Annotated in this window: 9 protein-coding genes; 2 read left to right on the top strand and 7 right to left on the bottom strand. The window is 64.4% G+C overall.

What is annotated here, in order from left to right:
• Positions 1-16 precede the first annotated feature (16 nt).
• From P3T20_RS32670 to P3T20_RS32640, 7 genes are all read right to left on the bottom strand, one after another.
• Entirely contained in the window at positions 17-1021 is a 1005-nt protein-coding gene (locus P3T20_RS32670) for a chemotaxis response regulator protein-glutamate methylesterase (protein WP_074268459.1), read from the bottom strand.
• Positions 1018-3474, bottom strand: a complete 2457-nt coding sequence (locus P3T20_RS32665) for a hybrid sensor histidine kinase/response regulator (RefSeq protein ID WP_074268458.1) — start codon at positions 3472-3474, stop codon at positions 1018-1020. The genes P3T20_RS32670 and P3T20_RS32665 overlap by 4 nt, the downstream gene beginning before the upstream one ends.
• Positions 3471-4208 carry a chemotaxis protein CheW gene (locus P3T20_RS32660; RefSeq protein WP_429288991.1) on the bottom strand — a complete coding sequence of 246 codons (738 nt, stop codon included), beginning with the start codon at positions 4206-4208 and terminating at the stop codon, positions 3471-3473. The genes P3T20_RS32665 and P3T20_RS32660 overlap by 4 nt, the downstream gene beginning before the upstream one ends.
• Positions 4189-5667 carry a CheR family methyltransferase gene (locus tag P3T20_RS32655; protein WP_429288990.1) on the bottom strand — a complete coding sequence of 493 codons (1479 nt, stop codon included), beginning with the start codon at positions 5665-5667 and terminating at the stop codon, positions 4189-4191. Before P3T20_RS32655 ends, P3T20_RS32660 begins: the two co-directional genes overlap by 20 nt.
• A gap of 50 nt (positions 5668-5717) precedes the next feature.
• On the bottom strand, positions 5718-6230 hold the full coding sequence (locus P3T20_RS32650) for a chemotaxis protein CheW (RefSeq protein WP_429288989.1): 513 nt from the start codon (positions 6228-6230) through the stop codon (positions 5718-5720).
• 32 nt (positions 6231-6262) lie between these two features.
• Positions 6263-7939: a methyl-accepting chemotaxis protein gene (locus tag P3T20_RS32645; protein ID WP_429288988.1), complete on the bottom strand. Its 1677-nt coding sequence runs from the start codon at positions 7937-7939 to the stop codon at positions 6263-6265.
• Between the two features lie 366 nt (positions 7940-8305).
• Positions 8306-9130 carry a MetQ/NlpA family lipoprotein gene (locus P3T20_RS32640; protein ID WP_074268453.1) on the bottom strand — a complete coding sequence of 275 codons (825 nt, stop codon included), beginning with the start codon at positions 9128-9130 and terminating at the stop codon, positions 8306-8308.
• A gap of 300 nt (positions 9131-9430) precedes the next feature.
• On the opposite strand from P3T20_RS32640, the gene P3T20_RS32635 reads away from it, so the two are divergent.
• On the top strand, positions 9431-10387 hold the full coding sequence (locus tag P3T20_RS32635) for a sulfonate ABC transporter substrate-binding protein (protein WP_429288987.1): 957 nt from the start codon (positions 9431-9433) through the stop codon (positions 10385-10387).
• A 229-nt stretch (positions 10388-10616) separates the two neighbouring features.
• Positions 10617-11870, top strand: coding sequence for an SfnB family sulfur acquisition oxidoreductase (locus tag P3T20_RS32630; protein ID WP_429288986.1), 1254 nt, complete (start codon positions 10617-10619; stop codon positions 11868-11870).
• Position 11871: the final 1 nt, after the last annotated feature.

Genomic DNA, 11871 nt, shown 5'->3' with positions numbered 1-11871 from the left:
TCGCAAATCCCCATCATCATTTAATGCTTGCCATCAGTTCTCCTGCAATGCTGCCTAGCGGCAAGATCCGCTTCGCCGCATCGAGCGCGGCCGCGGCTTTCGGCATGCCGTAGACCGCGCTGGTCGCTTCGTCCTGCGCGATCGTGAGGTAGCCCTTCGCGCGCATCGCCTTCAGGCCGATTGCGCCGTCGCGGCCCATGCCCGTCAGTAGCACGCCGATCGCGTTGCCATACCAGTGCTCGACCACGCTGTGAAAAAACACATCGACGGAAGGGCGATAGGGCGTGCTGGCCGGCTCACTGATGTAATCGAGCGAGCCGCTGCGCGCGATATGCAGGTGGTCGTTGGTCGCGGCCAGCAAGACCTCGCCGGGCCTGGGACGATCGCCGCTCACGGCTACACGCACCGGCAGTTCTGTCTGGCTGTCGAGCCATTGGGCCATGCCTTCGGCAAATGCCTTGTCGACGTGTTGCACGATCACAATGGAGCCGCCGAAATTGGCCGGCAGCTTGCCGAGTACCGCGGCGAGCGCGCCCGGGCCGCCGGCGGAAGCGCCAATCGCGATCAACGGGGCCGCGCCGCGCGAGGCGGCTGCGGCGGCCCGTGGCGTGGGCGTCACCACCGGCTTCTCGAGCAGGCGGCCAATCTGGTCGATCTTCGCGAGCAACGGCTGCGACGCATCGGCGAGGTGGTGATCGGCGAGCGTCGGTGTGTCGACTGCATCGAGTGCGCCGGCACCCATCGCTTCGTAGACGCGCCATGCGTTCGCCCCAACGCTGCTCGTCACGACGAGGATCGGGCAGGGCGCCTGGGCCATGATGCGGCGGGTCGCCTCGACGCCGTCGAACTTCGGCATGATCAGGTCCATCAGGACCACATCGGGCGGCTGGGCGACGCAGAAGTCGACGGCCTGGGCGCCGTCGGTGGCGACCCAGAGCACGCGATGCTCCGGCCGCAACGCGATCGCGCGGCGCATGGCTTCGACCGCAAGCGGCAGGTCGTTGACGATGCCGATGTTCATGTGTGCGCTTCTCCGATCAGGTCGTGCACCGCGTCGAGCAATGCTTCATCGTGAAAGCTGCCCTTTGCCAGATAGTAGTCTGCGCCGGCATCGAGCCCCCGGCGGCGATCTTCGTCGCGATCCTTGTACGACACAATCATCACGGGCACCGTTTTTAGCAGCGTGTCGCGCTTGATCAGCGTGACGAGTTCGATGCCGTCCATGCGCGGCATGTCGATGTCGGTCACGACCAGATCGAAATGGGTGCTGCGCAGCGCGTTCCAGCCGTCCATGCCATCCACTGCCACCGTCACCGTATACCCGCGCTTTTCCAGCAGTTTGCGCTCCAGTTCGCGCACTGTCAGCGAGTCTTCGACCACCAGCACATGTTTGCGGGTGCGTGCGGCGACGCCCTGGGCGCGCTGCACCTTGTCGAGCTGCCCGCCGCGCACGAGTTTGTCGACCGAGCGCAGCAGGTCGTCGACGTCGACGATCAGCACCGCTTCGCCGTTTTCCATCAGCGCACCGGCCGCGATGTCCTTGACCTTGCCGAGGCGGCTGTCGAGCGGCTGAACCACCAGCATGCGCTCGCCGAGGAAACGGTCCACCGCCACGCCATAGGTGCCGCGATCGTCGCCGATCACCACCACCGGCACATTGGCGCGCACTTCGGCGGGGGCCTCGGTGTCAAGCAACTGGTGCGCGGTGACGAGCCCGACGGGCCGGCCGTCGAAGGCGAAATGCTGTTGTCCTTCGAGCATATTGATGTCGCCACGGGCCAGCTCCAGCGTACGGCGCACGTGTGCGAGCGGGAACGCATAGGCTTCGCCGCCGACCTCCGCGAGCAGGCTGCGGATTACCGAGAGCGTGAGCGGCAACTGCAGAACGAAGCGCGTGCCGCGGCCGGGTTCGGTCGCGATGCGCACCGTGCCGCGCACGGCCTTGACCATTTCGTGCACGGCATCGAGACCGACGCCGCGTCCGGAAACATCGGTCACCTCGGTGCGCATCGAAAAACCCGGCAGCAGCAGGAAGTCGAGCAACTCGTGATCCGACAGGCGTGCGGCCGTTTCCGGGTCGGCCAACTGCCGCTTGACGACGGCCGCGCGCACCGCGTCGAGGTCGACACCCGCGCCGTCGTCGCTCACGCTGATGAGCAGCTTGCCCGCGCTATGGCGGGCTTCCAGGGTCAACGTTGCTTCAGCCGGCTTGCCATCTGCGAGGCGTTGTTCGGGCGTTTCGACGCCGTGGTCGAGTGCGTTGCGCAGCAGATGGCCGAGCGGCGCGTCGAGCATGTCGAGGATGTCGCGATCGATCTGCGTCGATTCGCCCACGATCGAAAAGCGTACCCGTTTGCCGAGCGAACGGGCGAGATCGCGCACGATGCGCGGATAGGCGTGGGTCGCGTCGCCGAATGGCCGCATGCGGCATTGCAGCGCCTCGTCGTATAGCTGCTGCGCGAGGTGCGAGCTGCGGCGATCGAACCGGTCGAGTTCGTCGATGCGCGTCGCCAGCAGATGCTGCATTGTGCCGAGGGTTTGCCGCACGGCGTCGAGCGCTGCCAGCGCTTGCGGATCGAGACGTTCTGCTAACGATTCGAAACAGGTGTCGAGCGCGCGCGCTGCATCGCGGTGGGTGCGTTTGACGCGCAGCAGCGACTCCGCGAACGGCTTCAGCCAGCGCGATTCCACGAGGGATTCGCCGGACAGGCTCAGCAACCGGTCGAGATTATCGCTGCGCACCCGCAGCATGCGCTCGGGGTCGCGTGGGCCGTGGACGTTTAGCGGGGTGTCGCGTGGGACGTCGGGGCTGGACGGACGCAACGGTGCGGGCTCGGGTGTCGGTGCGAAGGAAGGCTCTGCCGCAGGCGCTTCGGCGGCAAGATTTTGCACGGCCGGCGCTGCGTCGTCGGAAAGGCTGACTGGCAGTTTGGCAACCTCGACGCCGAGGATAGCGAGTGCAGCGCGCATCGTCGCGTCTTCGTCCGGTTCCTCGGGAGCGGCATAGGTGTCGCCCCACGGCGAGCCCGCCGCGATGTCTGCGTGCGTACGGTGCGCCTCGTTCGTTGCCGTAGCCTCAGTCGCATCGTACGCGGTGAGCCGGGTCACGAATGCGTCCACTTCCGCTCGCGTCAACGCGGCCGCCGGATCGTCGTTGCCGGCGCGCAGCAACAGGTCGGCTCCGCGGAGCAGTTCGTCGATATGCGCGCCCGACAAAACCAGCGTGCCGCGCTGCGCGGCCACGAAGCATTCCTCCATCACATGCGCAATATCCACTCCATCCTGCAGGCCGACGATGCGCGCCGCGCCCTTCAGCGAGTGTGCCGCGCGCATGCACGCCTCGAGTTGCGAGGCATCGTCCGGTGTGTGTTCGAGCGCAAGCAGGCCGCCGGACAGCACGCGCGTTTGCGTCTGCGCTTCTTCGCGGAACAGGTCGAGCAATGACCGGCGGCCCAGATCGTCGTCGTGACTCATCGCAGACTCCGGGCGAGTGACTCGAATACGCGGTCGGTGTCGAGCAGGCCGATCGTGCGCTCGTTCCAGGCGAGCACGCCACGCGAGTGCGAGGCGCTGGCGTGGGCGAGCGTCGTTGGTACGGGCAGCAGCGAACTGGCCGCGAAGCGCACCACGCCCTCGACTTCATCCACCGGAAAAGCCACCGGCTCCCCGCGATGCGCGGCGACCAGCATGCGCGCATAACTGTTACGCGACGTGTATTTGCCGCTTGACGCGCGATCGAGATGCAGCAGTTCACCGAGCGAAGCGGCCACGGTCAGCGCGCCGCGAATATTGACGAGCCCAAGGACGACGCGGTTGCGCCGATGCGGCAGGGAATGGATCGGGCGGATGTCGTCGACCTGGCGAAGCGCGGCCGTCGGTAGGCCGAGCCACTCGTCGGCAATGCGAAATACCAGCGCGGATTGCGTGGCCGCCGCCGCGGCGCCCGTATCGGTCGCATGCGATGCCTGCGACGGGCCGTCATGAGGCCGTGCGTGCGGTCTCGAAGTTGCCGCCGCAGGCGCCAGATCCGCTTCGTCGAGCGGCCGGTCGAGCAGCCGTGCGGCGGCCTGCTCGAACACCGGGCAGTTCAGACAGCGCGAATGCTCGGCCAGTTTCGGGCATGTGCCATCGCCGCGCGTGCCGATACGATTCCAGCAATCGTCGATCAACGCGACCACGCCCGTGGTCTCAATGGCGCCGTGAGCCATGCTTGCCTCGCGGTAGGTTCAAAGGGTCATCCGTTGCTTTCGTGGCGCTTGTCGCGGTGGTCATCGGGTGCGCTTTGGCCGCGGCGCGCTGGGCACGTCGCATCAGTTGCTGCGCGCCGGCGCTGTCTCCCGACATATCGAGCAGCGCGGCGAGGTGCGTGAGCGCTTCGTAGTGGGCGGGCTCGAGATAGAGCGTCTTACGGTAATAGTCGCTCGCGTCGGCGGTGCGCCCCCGTGCGTCGGCGATCAGGCCGAGAAGATAGAACGCCTCTGCGTCCGTACCGTGCACGTTGACGAAGGCCTGTGCCACGTGCTCCGCCTTGTCGAATTCACCGGCGTCGGCGAGGCGGCCTGCTTCGGCGAGCGACTCGTCCGGAACCGCGGAAGCGCCAGGTTTCGCATGTGCGCGGGCAGGTCCGTGTCCGTGCACATGTCGGGTTACGTTTGCCGGAGATTGGGTACTCACATTTGCAAGCATCGCCGTGGTCGCTGTGCGCGGCGCCGGAACGGCCGGCTGCGGACGCGCCGCAAAGGAGGGCGCGGCAGCACCGTGTGTAGCGCCGAAAGCCCACGGCGCAGCTTGAGGCGCCGCCGCTGCCATACCGGGTAAGGTGAACGCCGGCGCACGCGGTTCTTCGACCGGTGTGCGCTGAAACGCGAACGCCAGCGGAATGCGCGCCGAGCTCAGCGTATGACGCATCATCAAGCCGGTTTCCGCGGGTCCGACGAAGATCGTCCCTCCGTCGGCCAGTCGCGCGTCGAGCAGATGGATCGCGCGATCCTGCGCATCGCGGTGGAAATAGATCAGCACGTTGCGGCAGAAAATGAAATCGTAGCGCGTGCCGGTGTTGTGCGACGGATCGAACAGGTTCGCCTGGGTAAAACGCACCGCTTGCTGGATGCGTTCGTTCAGCACCCATCCCCCGTCGACCGGGCTGAAATGGCGGTCACGAAACTCGAACTCGCCGCCGCGAAAGGAATTGCGTCCATAGACGGCTTTTTGCGCGAGCGAAATGGCGCGCGCGCTGATGTCGAACGCGTCGATGGTAAAACGCTCCGGGCCGATCCCGGCATCGAACAGGGCCATTGCCACCGAATACGGTTCTTCGCCGCTCGAGCAGGGCACGCTAAGCACGCGCGCCACACGGGCCGGATCGCGTGCCAGCTTTTCATTGACGAGCCGTGCCAGCGCGACAAACGCTTCACGGTCGCGAAAGAACCAGGTCTCGGGGACCACCAGCGCTTCGATTAGCGCGAGGCGTTCTTCGGGCGAATCGTTTAGCAGTCGCCAATAACCGTCTACGGCGTCTTCACTGACGCCGGTGACGGGGGCGGTGGACTGCGTGAGACGCACCCGGTCCTGTACCGCGCGCTCGAGGGCATTGATGCCAAGCGAGGACGCGTCGATCCCGGTCTCCTGGGAGAGCCAGGTTTCGAAGCAGGGGTCGTTGGAATTCATGGGGTGGTTCAGGTTATTGTGCGCGTCATGCGGCTCGCTCGTCACGTAGGTCAGGATCCGGCGGCCGGTTGCACTGCTTCGGCTTGCGGAAACAGCAACGCCTTCACTTCGTCGGTAAGCATTTGCTGTACCTCGACCCATTGCACGAGACCCACGCCGTCGTTTGCGACCGGGCCGAGCCAGCGTGCATGCGGCGTGGCGATACCGCTTTCGGCAAACTGCTCGCGTGCGATGCGTCGCGTCTGCGTGGCGCGCTCGACGATCAGGCCAAGCAGATTCACCGGTTCGCCGCTGTCCTCACGCGTGGACGCTTCGACGCCGTCCCCAGCGTTGTAGTGAACCAGCACCAGCCGGGTAGAGCGCAGTTGCTGCGCGGGGCGGCCGAGTGCGAGTTGCGACACGTCGATTACCGGCACCGCCGCGCCCTGCCGCTCGAACATGCCGGCTACCCATGCGGGGGCGCCAGGGATCGACTTGGTGGGCGCGAGCGCCAGCACTTCGACGATCCCAGCCGCATCGAGCGCGTAGCGGTCGCCGTCCAGATCGAACAGGAGGAAAAGCATCGCGAGGGCCTGTGATTAGCGGGTAGCCGGCGTTACGCGTCGATCTTGAAGCGCGACACGCCGGTGCGCAGCTGATTGGCGACCAGCGTCAGGTCGTCGATCGCCTGCGACGACTGGCGCAGCGATTCCGCCGTCTGCTGCGCCGCCTCGGAAAGTTGCGACAACGCCTGGTTGATCTGCTCGGCGCTGGTGGCCTGGGTCTGCATTCCCTCGTTGACCATCTGGAAGCGCGGCGCGAGCGTCTGCACCTCGTTGATGATCTGCGAGAGCTGGCCGCCCACCTGCTGCACGTCGCGCATGCCGCGGCGCACTTCCTCGGAGAACTTGTCCATGCCCATCACGCCGGCCGAAACGGCCGACTGGATTTCCTTGACCGTTTGTTCGATGTCGTAGGTCGCCACCGCGGTCTGGTCTGCGAGACGGCGGATTTCGGTCGCCACCACCGCGAACCCGCGGCCGTATTCACCGGCTTTTTCAGCTTCGATCGCTGCGTTCAGCGACAGCAGGTTGGTCTGGTCGGCCACCTTGGTGATGGTCGCGACCACCTGATTGATATTGACCGCTTTCTCATTGAGGATGGCCAGCTTGGCATTCACCGAACCGGCGGCTTCCATCACGCTGCGCATGGTGTCTTCCATGCGCGTGAGGCCGCTTTGGCTCGCACCTGCGAGCGTCGCCGACTGCTCGGCCACACCGGCCACTTCGTTCATCGTGCGCAACAGGTCGCGCGAGGTCGCGAAAATCTCGCGGGACGTGGCGCCGATCTCGGTGGTGGTGGCGGCCGTTTCGCTGGCAGTGGCCTGCTGTTCCTTCGACGTGGCGGCGATTTCCGTCACGGAAGTAGTGACCTGCAGCGACGACTTCTGCGCCTGCGAAACCAGACTCGTCAATTCCTCGGCCATGCGGTTGAAGCCGTTTTCCAGCGTGCCGAATTCATCGCTGCGGCGCAGGTTCAGCCGTTGCGCCAGATTGCCGGTGCGCATCACGTCGAGGACGTCCACCAGCCGCGCCATCGGCACCGTGACCGCCTTGAAGAGCCAGTAACCGGTGACGAGCGCAACCAGCAGCACGACGCCGAGGGCGGTGGCTAGCGTAACTTCGGTGCCGCTCACCGAGGTGCGGATCAACTGGGCAGAGTCATCGGCTTGGCCGTGGTTTTCCGCAACCAGCGTGTTCGCCGCGACGATCAGGTGGTCCCACACGGGTGTCATCTGGACGAATTGCGCCTGGGCCGCAGGTTTCGAGGTGCGAGCTGCACTCGCCGCCTGGTTGAAGAGCGCCAGATACTGATCATAGGCGGCCTTGAAGGTGTTGAAACGTTCGCGGTCGTCGTCGCGGAACACCGTGCTCTGGTACTCGGCGGAAACCTTGTCGAAGGCACGCAGCGCGTCGGGCAGGCTGTCGAGATCGCGCGTCATGCCTTGCGCGTCCGGATCGACGAAGATCGCGCGTTCCAGCGTCGCATAGCTCTGGTTGGCCGTCGCCCGCAGAGCGGTGGCGAGGTAGAGGCCGGGCACCGAGTCGCGGCGCAGGCTGACGGCTTCTTCGTCGATCGAACGCAACCGGGTGTATGAAATGACGGCCATCACCAGCATCAGCAGAAAAAGCAAGCCGAAGCAGAGCACGATGCGTGTGCCCAGGGTAAACCGGCCGCTGCTGAGCATGCCCGGCAGGTTCGTGTTGCTCGCACGTGGCGTGACAGTGGCCATTTTCTATGTCTCTCTCTCTGACGATTGGTCCGTGGGCGCGAGCCCAGACATGCATTTTTTGCCCGATTCGGCCCAGGATATGACGCTACACCTGCGGCCGCGAAGTCGATCGGGCGATTAGTGAGGGTAAATTGTGCCAGATTCGGCTATGGGGAGCCGCATTTTGCGGAGTTCAGGCCGGACGCCGGGCGGCGTCGTGCGGTTTTGGTCAGATCGATGCCGCGCGCGATGGTGCGGTGATCATGACATGAAGGAGGGGCAACAAACAGTCTCTACAGGTCTCTACAGCAGCAGAAGCAACGGAAAACGGCGGGGCCACACGGCCACGCCCAAACTCGTGCGTGACCGTGTGGTTGTAGGGTGTGCCTAGTGGCTTGCCTCATTCCATGCCGGCAGCGTCGCACCGTGGTAAACGCTGAGAATTTCAGCGGCCACGTTCGGCTGCTGATAACTCTGGACGAGCGCGTGGACCCACGGCGCGTTCGCGTCCTTCGCATTGACGGCGAGGAAGTTGCGATACGGATTGCCGGTCACCTGTTCCTGGGCGATCCGTTCCTGCGGAATCTTGATGCCCGCCTTGACGGCCCAGTCCGTGTTGATCACGGCGGCGTCGAGATCGCCGATGGCGCGCCCCACGATACCTGCATCGAGTTCCTTGATGTGGATGTGCTTCGGATTGTCCGCGATATCGCGGGCGGTCGGCAGCAGGCCGACATCGGCACGCAGGGTGATCAGATGCTGGGCCTGCAGCAACAGCAGCGAACGTCCTTCGTTACTCGGATCGTTCGGCACGCCGATGGTCGCGCCATCCGGAAGATCGGCAACCGATTTGACCTTGCGCGAATACAGACCAATAGGCTGCACATAGGTGAAGCCCACCGGCACGATCTGATAGCCGCGCGCCTTGATCTGCGCGTCGAGATAAGGCTTGTGCTGGAACGAGTTGGCGTCGAGGTCGTGCTCCGAGAGCGCCTCATTGGGTTGCGTGTAATCGGAGAACGTCGTGACCTTGATCACCAACCCCTGCCTGGCGGCGTTTGCGGCAACGACGCGCCACACGTCCTCGTCTTCGCCGGACATGATGCCCACGCGCAGCGTTTGCGGCGCCGCGAATGAAAGTTGCGAAGTGGCGACGCCCAGGCCGAACACGACAGTGGCCAGCGCGGTTTTAAGCAGGTTTCTTTTATTCATGAGACACGGTGGTGATGGAGTTGATGATGGCCGAATCCTATGCAAGAGGTCAGCTTGCTGGCAAATACTTTTCCGTTCGTTGCTAACTCTGCCGAGGCATATATAAAAAGCGCGAAGCGGTTCTATCCACGATTGGATATTTGCTTAACGCGAAAGATCGTTTCGACGCATTGCCGTTGACGCGTAAGATTCCGTGCTCCATTGGAAACGGGGCGCTCCGTCTGGTGTACCCCAACACGCTACTCACGACGTTGGCTACAAGTGAAGCCGACGCGATCCGTCAATCATGGACGCACGACAATGAACCATTCGACACTCCGGGGTCGCCGGACCTTCCTTGCTGCACTCGGCGCAACGCTTGCGGGCACGGCACTGCCTGCGTGGGCCACGTTCAAAGCCGATCAGTTCCGCATCGGCTATCAGAAGGCCGCAAGCACGCTGGTGCTGTTAAAAGCACACGGCGCGCTTGAAAAGCGGCTGACGCCGCTCGGCATCAAGGTCACGTGGAATGAATTTACTGCCGGGCCGCAGTTGCTGGAGGGTCTGAATGTCGGGGCGATCGATTTCGGCTATGTCGGTGAGGCGCCGCCGGTCTTTGCGCAGGCTGCCGGCGCGGACTTCGTCTACACGGCGTACGAGGTCGCGACACCTCATGCTGAAGGCGTCGTCGTTGCGAAGAACTCTCCCATCAAGACCGTTGCCAATCTGAAGGGCAAGAAGGTGGCGTTCAACCGGGGTTCGGACGTTCACTGGTTTATCGTCGCGCTGCTGCGCAAGAACGGTCTCGACTTCGGCGACATCCAGCCGATCTATCTGGCGCCTGCCGATGCGCGCGCCGCTCTCGAGCAGGGCTCGGTAGACGCCTGGGCGGTCTGGGATCCGTTTCTCGCCGCTGCCGAAGCGCAGAGCAACGCACGCCTGCTTGCCGATGCACAGGGCGTGGCGAGCCATCATCAGTTCTTTCTGAGCCAGCGTGAATTTGCGCAGAAGCGTCAGAACGTGATCGCGATCGTCATGGAAGAACTCGGCAAGGAAGGGCAGTGGGTGAGGCAGAACACCGCTGCGGCGGCTGCCGAGCTTGCTCCCATTCAGGGGCTCGACGCGTCGATCATCCAGACCGGCCTGCAGCACTACGCTCACGTCTACAAACCGGTCGATGCCGAAGTGCTCGCGGAACAGCAGCGCATCGCCGATACGTTCTATGAACTGAAGCTGATTCCCAAGAAGATTGTGACGAAGGACGCCACGCTTGCGTGAGCGCGTGAGCATGTCGGCGCGTGAGCCTCGGCTGGCGTCGGGGCTCGCCTGGAAAATCGGAAATCGTCATAAGCAAGTTCCAATTCGATAGTAGGCGCGGCGCGTCCCCGCTGGTCCAATAGACGATTCGACCTGTCCGCCACAAGCGTCACGCAGGCGGTGCGCTTCGCCGGACAAAGGCTTGGAGTGCAAAGGGCGGACGGGTATCAACCTGTCGGTACGAAACATCATGTCCACTCTCGAAGCTTCCTCTGCCGCGGCGCCGTTGCCGCGGCGTCCCGACCCGGCCCGCGTGCAGCGCATTGCCGACGATGCAGGAGCACTCGCCGCCGCGCACGCGCTCGCAGCGCAGTTCGCCACAGGCGCTGCCGAGCGCGACCGCAAACGTCTGCTGCCATGGGCCGAACTCGATCTATGGTCGGAAAGCGGTCTCGGCGGCATTACCGTGCCGCGCGAATACGGCGGCGCTGACGTCTCGTACGCAACGCTCGCCGAAGTCTTTGTGATCCTGTGCGCGGCCGACCCGGCCCTGGGGCAGATTCCGCAAAATCATTTCGGTGTGCTCGGCGTGTTGCGCGAGATCGGCACACCGGATCAGAAAGCCCGCCTTTACGGCGAGGTCCTCGCGGGTCAGCGCCTGGGCAACGCTGGCCCTGAACGGCGCTCGGCTAGCGTTAAAACCATTCTGCAAGGTACGACGCGGCTTACCCGCACGCCCGGCGGCCTGCGCCTCGACGGCCAGCGCTTCTATTCGACGGGGGCGCTATTCGCACACCGAGTTCCCGCACGCGCGACCGACGATGATGGCCGCGCCGTGCAGGTCTGGGTACCGCGCGATGCTCCAGGTCTTACTGTCGTCGACGACTGGCGTTCGTTCGGTCAACGCACGACGGCAAGTGGGACGGTGACATTCGAGCAGGTACCGGTCGATCCACAGGACGTGTTGCCGATCTGGCAACTTGCCGAACGTCCCGGCCTGTTCGGGCCGACGTCACAGCTGATTCAGGCAGCGATCGATCAGGGCATCGCACAGGCCGCAGTCGAAGATACGCTGAGCTTCGTGCGCGAACGCGCACGTCCGTGGGTCGACTCCGGCGTCGAGCACGCAACCGATGACCCCTACATCATCGCGGATGTCGGCCGTCTGCAGATCGACCTGCACGCGGCCCATGAGGTACTGCAGGAGGCGGGGCGCACGCTCGATGCGATTGCCGCGGCTCATACGATCGATGCCGAAGCTAGCGCACGTGCATCTGTGGCAGTGGCCGAAGCCAAGATACTGACCACCCGCATTGCGCTCGAAGCGAGCGAGAAGCTGTTCGAACTGGCCGGTTCCGCTTCCACGCGTGCCGCGCACAACCTCGACCGCCATTGGCGCAACGCCCGCACGCATACGCTGCACGATCCAGTGCGCTGGAAGCTGCATCTGCTTGGCAACTATCACCTGAATCACGTGCTGCCTGCGCGTCATTCGTGGAACTGAA

This window comes from Paraburkholderia sp. GAS206C, assembly GCF_050435645.1.
GTDB classification, from domain to species: Bacteria; Pseudomonadota; Gammaproteobacteria; order Burkholderiales; family Burkholderiaceae; genus Paraburkholderia; species Paraburkholderia phenazinium_B.
The sequence above is the reverse complement of the archived record's forward strand: the minus strand, read 5'-3'. Positions and strand labels throughout refer to the sequence as shown.

Coding starts and splice junctions, on each gene's coding strand:
- P3T20_RS32670 (WP_074268459.1), bottom strand. CDS start 1,021: ATGAACATCGGCATCGTCAACGACCTGCCGCTTGCGGTCGAAGCCATG.
- P3T20_RS32665 (WP_074268458.1), bottom strand. CDS start 3,474: ATGAGTCACGACGACGATCTGGGCCGCCGGTCATTGCTCGACCTGTTC.
- P3T20_RS32660 (WP_429288991.1), bottom strand. CDS start 4,208: ATGGCTCACGGCGCCATTGAGACCACGGGCGTGGTCGCGTTGATCGAC.
- P3T20_RS32655 (WP_429288990.1), bottom strand. CDS start 5,667: ATGAATTCCAACGACCCCTGCTTCGAAACCTGGCTCTCCCAGGAGACC.
- P3T20_RS32650 (WP_429288989.1), bottom strand. CDS start 6,230: ATGCTTTTCCTCCTGTTCGATCTGGACGGCGACCGCTACGCGCTCGAT.
- P3T20_RS32645 (WP_429288988.1), bottom strand. CDS start 7,939: ATGGCCACTGTCACGCCACGTGCGAGCAACACGAACCTGCCGGGCATG.
- P3T20_RS32640 (WP_074268453.1), bottom strand. CDS start 9,130: ATGAATAAAAGAAACCTGCTTAAAACCGCGCTGGCCACTGTCGTGTTC.
- P3T20_RS32635 (WP_429288987.1), top strand. CDS start 9,431: ATGAACCATTCGACACTCCGGGGTCGCCGGACCTTCCTTGCTGCACTC.
- P3T20_RS32630 (WP_429288986.1), top strand. CDS start 10,617: ATGTCCACTCTCGAAGCTTCCTCTGCCGCGGCGCCGTTGCCGCGGCGT.